The 12,692-nt window shown below is 62.4% G+C and carries 14 protein-coding genes and 1 other RNA gene; 7 read left to right on the top strand and 8 right to left on the bottom strand.

The genetic code is table 11. The features are described 5' to 3' along the window. The first annotated feature begins 2 nt into the window (after positions 1 to 2). The gene (locus IE097_RS03470; RefSeq protein WP_189458761.1) at positions 3 to 407 is read left to right on the top strand and encodes a hypothetical protein; all 405 of its coding nucleotides are present in this window, start codon (positions 3 to 5) and stop codon (positions 405 to 407) included. 415 nt (positions 408 to 822) lie between these two features. Here the strand turns inward: IE097_RS03470 and IE097_RS19575 are convergent, their stop codons facing one another. Together IE097_RS19575 and ssrA are read right to left on the bottom strand one after the other, a co-directional pair. Then, complete coding sequence (locus tag IE097_RS19575) at positions 823 to 966, bottom strand: Arm DNA-binding domain-containing protein (RefSeq protein ID WP_373295732.1); 144 nt, start codon at positions 964 to 966, stop codon at positions 823 to 825. Positions 967 to 1,222: 256 nt separating this feature from the next. Continuing rightward, positions 1,223 to 1,589: a transfer-messenger RNA gene (gene ssrA, locus IE097_RS03475) on the bottom strand. Positions 1,590 to 1,723: 134 nt separating this feature from the next. Here ssrA and acuI point away from each other — a divergent pair. Further along, positions 1,724 to 2,704 carry an acrylyl-CoA reductase (NADPH) gene (gene acuI / locus IE097_RS03480; protein WP_189458762.1) on the top strand — a complete coding sequence of 327 codons (981 nt, stop codon included), beginning with the start codon at positions 1,724 to 1,726 and terminating at the stop codon, positions 2,702 to 2,704. 54 nt (positions 2,705 to 2,758) lie between these two features. On the opposite strand, the gene IE097_RS03485 is transcribed toward acuI, so the two are convergent. The 6 genes from IE097_RS03485 to IE097_RS03510 all read right to left on the bottom strand — a co-directional run bounded on the left by IE097_RS03485 (position 2,759) and on the right by IE097_RS03510 (position 7,731). Next, the gene (locus tag IE097_RS03485; protein WP_189458763.1) at positions 2,759 to 3,412 is read right to left on the bottom strand and encodes an HAD family hydrolase; all 654 of its coding nucleotides are present in this window, start codon (positions 3,410 to 3,412) and stop codon (positions 2,759 to 2,761) included. A 16-nt stretch (positions 3,413 to 3,428) separates the two neighbouring features. Next, positions 3,429 to 4,154: a bifunctional 2-polyprenyl-6-hydroxyphenol methylase/3-demethylubiquinol 3-O-methyltransferase UbiG gene (gene ubiG / locus IE097_RS03490; RefSeq protein ID WP_189458764.1), complete on the bottom strand. Its 726-nt coding sequence runs from the start codon at positions 4,152 to 4,154 to the stop codon at positions 3,429 to 3,431. 67 nt (positions 4,155 to 4,221) lie between these two features. Further along, a complete protein-coding gene (locus tag IE097_RS03495; RefSeq protein WP_189458765.1) occupies positions 4,222 to 5,532 on the bottom strand; it encodes a TRZ/ATZ family hydrolase in 1,311 nt (436 codons plus the stop codon). 93 nt (positions 5,533 to 5,625) lie between these two features. Next, entirely contained in the window at positions 5,626 to 5,832 is a 207-nt protein-coding gene (locus IE097_RS03500) for a hypothetical protein (RefSeq protein WP_189458766.1), read from the bottom strand. Between the two features lie 314 nt (positions 5,833 to 6,146). Continuing rightward, positions 6,147 to 6,638 carry a DUF7931 domain-containing protein gene (locus IE097_RS03505; protein ID WP_189458767.1) on the bottom strand — a complete coding sequence of 164 codons (492 nt, stop codon included), beginning with the start codon at positions 6,636 to 6,638 and terminating at the stop codon, positions 6,147 to 6,149. Further along, positions 6,613 to 7,731, bottom strand: coding sequence for a cupin domain-containing protein (locus IE097_RS03510; protein WP_189458768.1), 1,119 nt, complete (start codon positions 7,729 to 7,731; stop codon positions 6,613 to 6,615). Before IE097_RS03510 ends, IE097_RS03505 begins: the two co-directional genes overlap by 26 nt. 58 nt (positions 7,732 to 7,789) lie before the next feature. Between IE097_RS03510 and IE097_RS03515 the strand changes: the two genes are divergently transcribed. The 5 genes from IE097_RS03515 to IE097_RS03535 all read left to right on the top strand — a co-directional run bounded on the left by IE097_RS03515 (position 7,790) and on the right by IE097_RS03535 (position 12,559). After that, entirely contained in the window at positions 7,790 to 8,257 is a 468-nt protein-coding gene (locus IE097_RS03515; protein WP_189458769.1) for a peroxiredoxin, read from the top strand. A 6-nt stretch (positions 8,258 to 8,263) separates the two neighbouring features. Continuing rightward, positions 8,264 to 8,743 carry an FKBP-type peptidyl-prolyl cis-trans isomerase gene (locus IE097_RS03520; protein ID WP_189458770.1) on the top strand — a complete coding sequence of 160 codons (480 nt, stop codon included), beginning with the start codon at positions 8,264 to 8,266 and terminating at the stop codon, positions 8,741 to 8,743. Positions 8,744 to 8,920: 177 nt separating this feature from the next. Beyond that, positions 8,921 to 10,369, top strand: coding sequence for an alkaline phosphatase (locus IE097_RS03525; protein WP_189458771.1), 1,449 nt, complete (start codon positions 8,921 to 8,923; stop codon positions 10,367 to 10,369). 17 nt (positions 10,370 to 10,386) lie between these two features. After that, positions 10,387 to 11,790 carry an alkaline phosphatase gene (locus IE097_RS03530; protein ID WP_189458772.1) on the top strand — a complete coding sequence of 468 codons (1,404 nt, stop codon included), beginning with the start codon at positions 10,387 to 10,389 and terminating at the stop codon, positions 11,788 to 11,790. An 82-nt stretch (positions 11,791 to 11,872) separates the two neighbouring features. After that, positions 11,873 to 12,559 (top strand): hypothetical protein, encoded by a 687-nt coding sequence (locus tag IE097_RS03535; RefSeq protein ID WP_189458773.1) that lies wholly within the window; start codon positions 11,873 to 11,875, stop codon positions 12,557 to 12,559. Positions 12,560 to 12,692 lie beyond the last annotated feature (133 nt).

Consider the following 12,692-nt stretch of genomic DNA (forward strand, 5'->3'; position numbering starts at 1 on the left):
GAATGAATAATCAGCATGAGCAAGCGGGACTCAGGCAGAAGCTGTTCAGGAATACGGCGGAGCGCCAAGGCGCAACGGTGCTACCGGGGTGTTGGGGGGGGGATTACAATGCGGATCAGCTGGCCCTGTATCAAAATGAAAGTAGTTTGGTCTTGTTGTTGGGCCTGAAAGTGACTGATGATAGAGAAGGGACGATTAATTTGGATACCCAATCGCTTGGTCCTTATATGCAGCTTAGTTTGGCCTGGATTAACGCCATGAGTCAATGTCTCCGTCAAAGTCCGGATTTGGTAGCGTATTCTGAGAAGATTGATGAGGCACTTGCGCGCGGAGCGCTGATTGCTGCCGTTATGGTGTTGGCTATGGGTAGTCAGCAAGTGGATATAATTCGTGTTGGTGTGGTGTAAAACGAGGTGAATTTCAAGTTGGATTAACAACCGAACTAGCCAGGTTTGATGTTCCTGTGCCGATTGCGTCATATTTCAGCCTAAACCCCATCTTGCGCAGGTTTTGATTTTCGGTTCGAGCTCAAGGCAGGGATGCTGGTGCCACGCAGTGTGGCCATGACGCCCACCTCTTGGGACTCGATCGTATGCAGCAGTTGGCTCGTCAATATGGTGGTGAATGTGTTTCGACGACTTACCTTGATGTCTGGAACCCGCTGCAATGGCGTTGTGCTGAAGGGCATGAGTGGTTGAACTAGGCGCGCGCTACCGCTTCGAAGCTGTTGCTGTTGCCGATGGTGGCTGCAATGTTGTTGGCTTTCCACTGTTCGCGCGGGTCGACACCGCCAGCTAACAAGGAACGGGCATCTTCGCGCTGCTAGCGGGTTTTGGTCAGTGAAACGGTGGGGTAGTCGCCAAACGAGAGCAGGCTGGATTTCCCGTTGGGCTTGGTGCACGTGAACCGCAACAGCTTGCCGCCGGTTCGCTTCACCAGCAGATACAGGCCACCCCCATCGAACAGTGTGCAGTCCTTCTAGCCGGCTTTGGCATTCCTGCAGGCGGTATCGGTCAGGGGCTTTGCAGGGTGCGCCATTGGGGCATCCTTAGGTATACGTTTGGAGCATCAGCTCGGCATCCGGCGCCGTATACCGAAAGGTATATCAAAAACGTGGGCTGTAGCGACATGCGATGACATGCTACGGACAAAGAAAAACCCCCGAAAGCTAGGCTTTACGGGGGTTTATAGGTGTGTCACGACATGTCGTGAAACTGTCATTTGGTGGAGCCGGCGGGAGTCGAACCCGCGTCCGAAAGCCCTCCACGAAGAGTTCTACATGCGTAGTCTGGCTCATTTGAGTACTTTTAATCGGTGACACGCCAACCGACGGGCTTGGCACCAGCGAGTTACCTTAGGTTTGACTCCGTCTCAAGTAACCCGAGCCGAAGCGATCCCATCTAAATGACTCTGCTGCCGGTTGCCCGGCCTACCCGATGGGAGAAGTAGTGCAGAGTCCCGCGCGATTAAGCAGCGAGAGCGTAGTCTTGGTCGTTTGCGACTAAGAATTTTCAGCGTTTTACGGGGTGACTGAAATCCCGGCATGCCCTCATCCGCTTTGTAACCCCCGTCGAAACCATGGCGGCCCCAGATGTAGCGAGGTGATTATACCGCGTTTGCGTGCGGAGGGCGCAGCGGAAATCTTGCGCTGGATAAGGACGCGACGGCGCGGTTCGGTTTATCGTTGGAGATGGCCCGGTTCGGGCGTTGCAGGAGAGGACGGATGTTCAAGGCGGTCTATCTGACACGGGACGGCGAATTCAAGGCGCAGGTGGCGGAGCTGGATGACGCGCTTCTGCCGCCTCAGGGCGTGACGTTGCGCGTCGACTATTCGACGCTGAACTACAAGGATGCTTTGGCGCTGACCGACAGCGGGCCGGTGGTGCGGCAGTTTCCGATGGTGGCCGGTGTTGACGCGGTCGGCACGGTGACCGAGTCGGATTCGCTCGATTTTGCACCGGGCGAGAAGGTGATTCTCAACGGCTGGGGTTGCGGCGAGACGACCTGGGGGGCGCTGGCACAGCGCGCCCGGGTTCCGGCCGAAGGGCTGGTGCGATTGCCGTCCGGTCTGAGCCCGCATGATGCAATGGCGCTCGGTACCGCCGGCTATACGGCGATGCTGTGCGTGCAGGCATTGAAGCGACACGGGCTCACCCCGACCGGCGGTCCGGTGCTGGTGACCGGTGCAACCGGCGGCGTCGGCTCGGTGGCGGTGATGCTGCTGGCCAGACTGGGTTTCGAAGTGGTTGCCGTCACTGGCAAGGCGGATGCGGCCGTTTATCTGCGTACGCTCGGTGCGGCCGAGGTGATCGACCGGACCGGCCTGTCCGGTGCCGGCAAGCCGCTGCAGAAAGAGCGCTGGGCTGGCGTTGTCGATTCGGTCGGCAGTCATGTGCTGGCGAACGCTTGCGCGCAGGTGCGACGTGACGGGGCGGTGGCAGCCTGCGGTCTGGCCGGCGGAATGGATTTTCCGGCGACGGTAGCGCCATTCATCCTGCGCGGCGTGACGCTGTACGGCATCGACAGCGTCTACGCTCCACGGGCGCAGCGGCAGGAAGCATGGAACCTGCTGGCGGGACTGATCGATCCGGCACTGCTCGCCAGCACCAGTACCGAAATCGGGCTGGCCGATACCTTTGGCGCTGCGGCCGACATCATTGCCGGCCGGCATCGTGGCCGCTTCATCGTCGATGTGAATCGCTGATCCGGCTTACCCTTTAAAAAAGCCCCGGCATGCGGGGCTTTTTTTTGTGCCGGTTCAGTCCGGCAAATGCGCGAGCAGGTCCAGCGGGTGGGCGATGCGCAGGTCCGCGCCCCAGGCGATGGGTTGGTCGTCAACGCTGATGTAGCCGTAATCGGCGATCACCGTTTTCATGCCGACGCGGCGGCCGGCCTCGATGTCGCGCTCGGCATCACCGACGTAGAGACAGCTGGCGGCCGGAACGCCCAGCTGTTCGGCGGCGTGCAGCATCGGCTTCGGGTCCGGCTTGGCAACGCCGACGGTGTCGCCGGACACGACGCAGCCGGGTTGCACCGGCAGCGGCAGCTCGCGCACCAGCGGATCGGTGAAGCGGCCGGGTTTGTTGGTGACGATGCCCCAGGGCAGGCCGCGCGCGCCGATGGCGGCGATCAGTTCGGCCACGCCGTCGAACAGGACCGTGCGTTCACACAAGGCGGTCGCGTAGTGGGCGAGGAAGCGTTCGCGCAGCGCGCTGAAGCTGGCATCGTCCGGGCCGACACCGAAACCGAGACCGATGAGTCCGCGTGCCCCGTGTGACGCCAGCGGCCGGATTGCTTCGTACGGCTGCTCGGGGCGGCCTTCCTCGACCAGCAAGCGGTTCAGCGCGGCGCCGAGATCGGGGGCGGTGTCGGCGAGCGTGCCGTCAAGGTCGAACAGGATGGCGCGGATCATGGCGGTGTCCAGTGGATTACAACGGTTTGCGGCAGGCGACGAGGTAGTTGACGTCGGCATCGTCGGACAGGGCGGCGATGCCGGAAATCGGGTTGTAGCTCATGCCGCTGACCGTGACCGTTTCCAGCCCGGCGGTGCGGGTCATGCGTGCCAGTTCGGACGGCTTGATGAACTTGGCGTAGTCGTGCGTGCCGCGCGGCAGCAGGCCCATCAGGTACTCGGCACCGATCACTGCCAGTGCGTAGGCCTTGGGATTGCGGTTCAGCGTTGAGAAGAACACCCAGCCGCCAGGCCGAACCAGCCGTGCGCAGGCGGCGACGATGCTGGCCGGCGAGGGGACGTGTTCGAGCATTTCCATGCAGGTGACGACGTCGAAGCTGTCCGGGACTTCGTCGGCCAGGGCCTCGACCGCCACACAGCGGTAGTCGACCGAGATGTTCGATTCGAACAGGTGCAGCTTGGCGACCTTGAGTGACTTTTCCGCCAGATCGATGCCGGTGACCTGTGCACCCGATTGCGCCAGCGCCTCGCTGAGGATGCCGCCACCGCAACCGACGTCGACGACCTTCTGCGCGGTCAGCGCAACATGCTCGGTGATGAACTGCAGTCGCAGCGGGTTGATCTGGTGCAAGGGCTTGAACTCGCCGTCCTGATCCCACCACTTGTGGGCCAGGGCGGAGAACTTGGCGATTTCGGCCTGATCGGCGTTGACAGGGGCGGCGTTCGGCGGCGTATTGGTCATGGTATCGGGGAAAATGCGGTCAGACCGCCAGTTTACCCCGAGCGCCGCCGCCGCTGAACCGTAATGCTCAGCGCGGCGCGATCCGCGCCTGCCAGCGCCGGGCGTTGGCGACCAGTTGTGCGGACTTGAAACGTGTCAGTTCGCCATTGACGAGTTGCGGCACGCCGGCGATCCACACATGGCTGACTTGGTTGCGGTCAACGGCATAGACGAGGTGCGATACCGGGTCATAAGCCGGCTGGGTGCCGAGTGCCGACAGATCGACTGCAATCACATCGGCCTGCTTGCCGACTTCGAGGCTGCCGATCCGGTCATCCCAGCCGAGCGCTTTCGCCCCGTTGATCGTCGCCATCTCGAGCGCCTGCCAGGCCGGCAAGGCGGTCGGATTGCCGCTCTGTCCCTTGGCGAGCAGTGCGGCGAGCCGGAGCTCGGCAAACAGGTCGAGCTTGTTGTTGCTGGCGGCACCGTCGGTGCCGATGCCGACATTGATGCCGGCGGCGAGCTGATCGGCAATGCGGGCGAAGCCCGACGCCAGCTTGAGGTTGGACGCCGGGTTGTGCGACACGTGGACGCCGCGTTGTGCCAGCAAGGCGATCTCCGCATCGGTGGTGTGCACCATGTGCGCGGCGATCAGCGGGCTGTCGAGCAGGCCGAGCCGGGCCAGGCGTTCGAGCGGGCGCACGCCATGCTGGCGCCGCAGGCTGTCGTCGATTTCGTCCTGGGTCTCGTGAATGTGGCAATGGATGCCGAGCCCGAGCTCGTCGGCCAGCGTGATCACCCGGCCGAACGTGGCGTCGCTGACGCTGTACGGCGCATGCGGTGCCAGCGTGAAACCGACCAGCGACTCGCCGGCGAACTCGTCGATGCAGGCCAGCGCGCGACGGATGTACTGGTCGGCGTCGGCTGCGTACGGTGTCGGAAATTCGAGGATCGAGCAGCCGACCATCATCCGGAAGCCGCTGGCCAGCGCAGCGCGGGCGACTGCGCCATGGTGGAAGTACATGTCGTTGGCACAGGTCGTGCCGCCGCGGATCATTTCGGCGATCGCCAGCTGGGTGCCGTCGAAGACGAACTCGTCCGACACATGGGCGCCCTCGGCCGGCCAGATATGATCGTTCAGCCAGTCCATCAGTGCCAGATCGTCGGCATAGCCGCGCAGCAGCGTCATCGCCGAGTGCGTGTGCAGGTTGACGAGGCCCGGCAGCAGCGCGTGTTCGGGCAGGTCGATGCGTTCGGCGTCCGCGAAGCGGGCAATGGCATCGGCAACGGGCAGGACGGCGACGATACGGTCCTGCTTGATGACCAGCGCGTGGCCGGTCAGCACTTCGCGTGTTTCGATCTGGATCAGCCAGCGGGGCAGCAGGATCTGTGTGGACATGGTGGAAAGTCGGAGACGGTGGGACGGTGAAGAGGAAGCCGGAAATGCAAAAAGCCGACCTTACGGTCGGCTTTTTGTTGCAGCTTGCTTGACTTACTTGGCAGCCGAAGCAACTTCCGAAGCAGCAGCAGCGACGTCCGAAGCAGCAGCTTCAACAGCCGAAGCAACTTCCGAAGCAGCAGCTTCAACCGGAGCCGAAGCTTCAACGACAGCCGAAGCGGCAGCCGGAGCTTCTTCTTTCTTGCCGCAAGCGGTCAGGGCAACGGCGAGCAGGGCAGCAACGAGCAGAGACTGTTTCATTTTTTTCAAACCTTTGAATAAAGACGAGTTGGACAAAAAACCACTGGAGCTATCGACCGTAGATCGATGGCTTCTAAAAGCAGTTAGGCATCACTTGACGACCGACAAGGCCAGATTCTAACAACGTTTTTGGCAAAAAGGTAGGCAAGGGGCGGCTTCGGGTGCATCGTATTGCCTGCCAATTGCAACAACTTGTACAAAGCGGCTGAACGAACCCGCCCTGCTGTACCACTGCCGCCGGCCCCCGACGGCCGGACGCCAGCGCCGACGCGCTCTGGCTCGATGCTGACGACATGATGTCGTGGTCATCGTGCTCAGATGTACAGCCGATTCCATGCGGATTCCGGCTGCGCGCTTGCCCATAACGCGTCAAATTGCTGTTGCAGTAAGGCCACATCGGCCGGATTGCTGCCCAGTGTCGCGTGCGGCCAGTCGGCGTGATGCCGCTTCAGGTAGTGTTGCCCGTCGGCAATCGCCAGACCTTGGGCGGACGTTCCGTCATCTTCCGCAACGCGCATCAGCTGCATCCGGTGGCCGAAGCGGTCGCGCAGCTGCATGAAGCGCGGTGCGGCACTGGCCAGATAGCCGCTGCGCCACGCCAGCAGCTTCAGTTCGCCACCGCCGACGAAGAACGTCCACAGCCCGTCGCAAACGGCCCGGCTGCCGAGATCGGCCAGCCGGAAATCGTCCTCGGCCAGCAGGAGCGTCCGTCGCGCCGAGGCGACCAGCGCGGCGAACGCCTCGGCGTAATCGCGATGCCGGTCGATCGCGACCGGGGGCTCAGCCGGCAGGGTGAAGGAAGCCATAGTCGTAGCAGGTGTACAGCGCTTCGAGCACCGCGTCGTCGTAGTCGCCGGCGGGCAGGGCGCGAGCGTCGGCGAGCTGCTGCAGCGCAGGTAGAGCCTCGGCCTCGGCGGCAATTTCGTCACCGTTGATGTAGACGCGGTCCTGCTCGAACAGCATCTGGCTCTTCAGGTCGAGGACGACACCGGACCCGGCCACCAGTGCCGCGAAATCGTCGAAGTCGAGCGGATCGTCGGGGGCATCGAAAAACACGTGCGGCTTCGGCTCGGTGAAATAGCGGCCGACAAAACGGCGCACCGTGGCGTCGTTCCACTCGATCTGTTTGAGCATGGTGGCCATGCTGGCGATGAAGTCGTCGTCGATCTCGCCCGGATGCGCGCGCACCTTGCGGTCCGGATCGGCATACATGCCGTCGAGGCACAATTCGTCCTGGACGAACTCGAGGAACTTGCCGGCGATTTCCTGGGTCTTCGGCGCGCGGAAGCCGATCGAATAGGTCATCCCGGGATCGAGCGCAACGCCGTAGTGCGCGTATTTCGGCGGCAGATAGAGCATGTCGCCATGTTCGAGCACCCATTCCTGCTCGCTGTTGAAATCCTTGAGGACGCGGATCGGCGCGTCCTCGACGAAATTGCCCGCGTCATCGCTGGAAATCTGCCAGCGTTTCCTGCCGCCGACCTGCAGCAGGAAGACGTCGTACGAGTCGTAATGCGGGCCGACGGTGCCGCCCGGCGGTGCGTACGAGATCATCAGGTCGTCGAGCCGGTAATAGGGCAGGAAGCTGAAGCGGTACAGCAGCTCGCTGATGTGGTCGACGTGATGGTTGACGTTGCTGACCAGCAGCGTCCAGTCGGTTTCCGGCAGCTTCTGCAGCCGGCGCTCGCTGATCGGGCCGTGTTCGAGTTCGTACTTGCCGTTGCGGATCTGGATGAGCCTGGATTCGGCATCGTCGCTGCCGGCGAGCTCGGTCAGCCGCTCGAGGTCGATCAGCTCGGGAAAATCGGTCCACGCCTGACGGATCAGCAGCGGTTTCTTTTGCCAGTATTCGGCGAGGAATTGTTCGGGCGTGATGCCACCGAGAAGTTGCATGGGCATGGCTGGACACTATAACGACTGTGAGAATGTGTCGATTATCGCACCACGGGAGGTTTGCATGCTGAACCCTGGCGAAGTGGCGCCCGATTTCGAACTGCCCGATGCCGGCATGGACTCGGTCCGGTTGTCGGATTTCCGCGGCCGGCAGCACGTGGTGCTGTACTTCTTCAACAAGGATCACACCCCGGGCGGCATTACCGAGGCGATCGAGTTCAGCGAGCGTGTGGCGGCGCTGGCGCGGCACGATGCGATCGTCCTCGGCGTCAGCATGGACGACTGCATGGCGCACGAGCTGTTCATCGACGAGGAAGGCATCGAGTTCGACCTCCTGTCTGACCCGGAAGGCGAGGTCAGCCGCCGCTACCATGCGCTGCGCGAGTGGCAGGTGGGCGACGTGGTAAGATATGGCATAGCGCGTTCGACTTTCGTCATCGACAAGGCGGGGCTGATCCGCCACGCTTTTTATCAGGTCACGCCGAAAGGTCACGCGGCCGAAATACTCACCCTCGTTCAATCGCTAGGATAAGCCCGAATGCAAATCGCCAAGAATTCCGTCGTCACCCTGAACTATGAGATGTTCGATCTCGAAGGCAAACAGCTCGACAAGACCGAAGAGCCGATTGCCTACCTGCACGGCGGTTACGACAACATCCTGCCGCTGGTGGAAGAAGCGCTGGAAGGCAAGACCGTCGGCGACAGCATCGACGTAGTGATGGAAGCCGACGACGCATTCGGCGAACACGAGCCGGAACTGATCCGTACCGAAGACAAGGACGTGTTCCCGCAGGAAGTCGAAGTCGGCATGATGTTCGAAGCCGATGATCCGCAGACCGGCGACGTGCTGCTGTTCCGCGTGGTCGAAATCGCCGGCAACCAGGTCACCGTCGACGCGAACCATCCGTTCGCCGGCATCAAGATCCGTTTCGTCGGCAAGGTTGTCGACGTCCGCGAAGCGACCGGCGAGGAGATCGCGCACGGTCACGTGCACGGCGAACACGGCCACCACCACTAAGCACGCATCCGGGCTTCGGCCCCGATGGCAAAACGGGACGACTGCGGTCGTCCCGTTTTCGTTTCCGCGTCGATGACCGGATGATTGCAGACAGCGTCTTTATTCCTTCATGAAAGCTTAGTTTGCGTGCAATCCCTCCCCATTAGGCTGGCGACGCCTAAAAACAGGGAGGCTTTCATGAAAAAATATCTACTGGCGAGCGCGATCAGCATCGCCCTGACTGCATGCGGCGGCAGCAGCGACAGCAGTACGGCTGCACCGACGCCGACCCCCGCGCCGACGCCGGCACCGGTGGCGGCACAAAAGAACGTCATCTTCTTCCTCGGTGACGGCATGGGTCTGACGACCATGACCGCCGCGCGCATCTACTCGGTCGGCGAAGACGGCGACCTGACGATGGATACGCTGCCGGAAAGCGCGTTCATCAAGACCTTCTCCAACGACGCCCAGGTCACCGATTCGGCACCGTCGATGTCGGCCTACATGACCGGCGTGAAGATGAACAACGAAGTCATCTCGATGAGCCAGGAGACCAAGGCCGTCGATCCGACCAAGGAGCTGACCGGCAACTGTGGTACGGCCAACGGCAAGCCGGTGCAGACCTTCCTCGAACTGGCCAAGGCGGCCGGCTACGGTACCGGTGTCGTCACGACCACGCGCGTGACGCATGCCACGCCGGCCGCAACCTATTCGCACGTTTGCCACCGCGATGCCGAGAACGACATCGCCGCGCAGTTCGTGCCGGGCGGGACCGCCTTCAACAGCCAGCTCGGCGACGGTGTCGACGTGCTGCTCGGCGGTGGCCGGCAGTTCTTCCAGCCGGTGGCGGCGGGCGGCAAGCGCGTCGACGGTCGCGACCTGACCGCTGAGCTGAAGGCCAAGGGCTACAGCTACGCCGGCAGCAAGGCCGAATTCGACGCGATCGATCCGGCCAGGACCAAGAAGCTGGTCGGCCTGTTCACCTCCAGCCACATGAGCTACGACCTTGACCGCGACGCGACCAAGGAGCCGAGCCTCTCCGAGATGACGCTGAAGGCGATGCGGACGCTGAAACAGAACGGCAAGGGCTACTTCCTGATGGTCGAGGGCGGCCGCATCGACCATGCGCTGCACGAGACCACCGCCAAGAAGGCACTGCAGGATACGGTGGCGTTCGATACCGCGATCAAGGCGGCGATCGACGAGGTCAAGAAGACCGATCCGGAGCTGAAGAACACGCTGATCGTCGTCACTGCCGACCACGATCACACGCTGGTACTGAACGGCTACGCGGCCCGCACCGGCAAGAGCTCGGCCGGCAATCCGGGCGTGCTCGGCCTCCTGCGCAACTACAGCGACGGCCAGATCGCCAAGGATTCGGACGGCATGCCGTTCACGATCATCGGCTTCGGCAACGGTGAAAACCGCCCGGCCGGCGATCGCAAGAACTTTGCCGCGCTCGACGACGCAACCGTGTTCGCCAACACCTACCACCAGGAAGCGGTAGTGCGCGTGGCGGCCGGCAGCGAAACCCACGGCGGGACCGACGTCTTCCTCGGCGCCATCGGCAACAACGCAGACCTGTTCCACGGCACGATGGACAACACCAATGTATTCAGCCTGCTGCGTCAGGCATCAGGTATCTGAGTCAGGGAGACGGACCAATGAAACGCATTCAACAATCGCTGATCGCGACCGCCTGCCTGAGCATCCTGGCCCAGGGCGCGTACGCCGCCGGTGAAGCCAAGAACGTGATCTTCTTCCTCGGCGACGGCATGGGCCCGGCGACGGTCACCGCCTCGCGCATCTACAAGTACAAGGAAGAGGGCAGCCTGAACATGGACAAGCTTGACCGCACCGCGCGGATCAAGACGTTCTCGAACGATGCCCAGACCACCGACTCGGCACCGTCGATGTCGGCGTACATGACCGGGGTGAAGATGAACAACGAGGTGATCTCGATGTCGCCCGACACCAAGGCCACCGACGCCGCCGGCAAGGCCTACCTCGCCGGCACCGACAGCACCTGCCCGGGGACCAACGGCAAGCCGGTCGACACCCTGCTGGAAATCGCCAAGGCCAAAGGCAAGGCGGTCGGTTCGATCACCACCACCCGCATCACCCACGCGACCCCGGCGGCGACGTACTCGCACGTCTGCCACCGTGATGCCGAAAACACCATCGCCGCGCAGGCTGTACCGGGCGGCGCCGGTTACAACAGCAAGCTGGGTGACGGTCTCGACGTGCTCATGGGCGGCGGCAACAAGTTCTTCCTGCCGACCGCTTCGGGTGGCAAGCGTACCGACGGCCGCGACCTGATCGCCGAGATGAAGGCCAAGGGCTACACCTACGCTGCAACCGGCACCGAGCTCAAGGCAGTCAATACCGCGACGACCAGCAAACTGTTCGCGCTGTTCACGGCCGACCACATGGACTACGAGCTCGACCGGACCAAGGGGGCGCTGAACCAGCCCAGCCTGGCCGAGATGACGCAGAAGTCGATCGAGGTGCTGGCCAAGAACAGCAACGGCTTCTTCCTGATGGTCGAAGGCGGCCGGATCGACCATGCGCTGCACGGTACCAACGCCAAGCGCGTGCTCGAAGACACGGTGGCGTTCGACGACGCGATCAAGGTCGCGCTCGACGAAATGAACAAGCGCGATCCGGGGCTGAAGAACACGCTGATCGTCGTCACGGCCGACCACGACCACACGATGACGATCAACGGCTACGGCAAGCGCGGCAGCAACATCCTCGGCACGGTGAAGAACTACAAGGACGGCACCGAACTGAAGGACGCCGACGGCAACAACTACACCACGCTGGTGTTCGGCAACGGCCCGAACCGCAAGCCGGTGCGGACCGCGCTGATCGAAGGCACTGCCGACAAGACCCAGGTCCTGCACGACGATTACCAGCAGGAAACCGGCGTGAAGATCAACGGTTCGGAAACCCACGGCGGTGGCGACGTCAAGCTGCTGGCCACCGGTGCCGGTGCAAAGGCGTTCAAGGGTACGCTCGACAACACCAGGGTGTTCGGACTGATCAAGCAGGCCTACGGCTTCTGATGCTCCGTTCCAGACAGCGCGCGGCCTGCCGCGCGCTGTTTTTTGCTTTTCAACGATCGATTTCTGGTTCCAAGGAATGACCATGTGGGTTCGCAGTATGTTTGGCCTGACAATGCTGGCTGCCTCGATCGGCCACGCCGCACCGTTGCCCGATGCTGCCGCAACGATTACCTATGAAAGCCGTGTCGTGACCGCGGAAGGCGTGACCAAACAGACGCGGTTTCAGGAGCGCTGGCTGCGCAGCAAGGACAAGGTCTGGAGCGAGCGCATCGTGCCGGCCAATGCCCTGCCCGAGTCGGCGCACGACGGCGATCACGGCGGCGAGCACGACCACCATCACGACATGAACTTCGCCACCGCGGCGAAGTACGTCTACCTCGATCCCAAGGGCGCGGTCGCGCTGAACTTCGTCCGCCCGGTGCAGAAGACCGTCATCGTCATGGGCAAGGGCGACTATGCGCAGGTCGGCTTCGATGGTTCGTGGGAGGCCGCGGCAACACTGATCGACCGCAAGCAGCTCGACAGGATGAGCAAGCTGTCCAAGCCGGCACCGGCCGGTGCCAACTGGTACGAACAGCGGCAGAACAAGCAGTACGTGCGCGTACTCTGGTCGTCGGCACAGCAACTGCCGCTGACGATCGAAACCGGCCGGGACGACGGCAGCAGCTGGAGCCGGATCAGCGTCGCCAGGCAGGCGGTGCCGGCCAGATGGCCGTGGGCCGATATTGCGGGCTATACGCGCAAGGATTATATGGACCTGCTCGACTGAATATATCTGATGTTGTTTGTAATTGATTCGGGCCCCCGCTGCGGGGCCTGAATTCATTTTCAGGCAATCCGGCTTGGTAATGGCGTCATATCCGGGGATTCGACTATGCATTTGCGCCAATCGATCCATTACT

Origin of the sequence: Jeongeupia chitinilytica, assembly GCF_014652315.1 — a bacterium.
Lineage (GTDB): Bacteria > Pseudomonadota > Gammaproteobacteria > Burkholderiales > Chitinibacteraceae > Jeongeupia > Jeongeupia chitinilytica.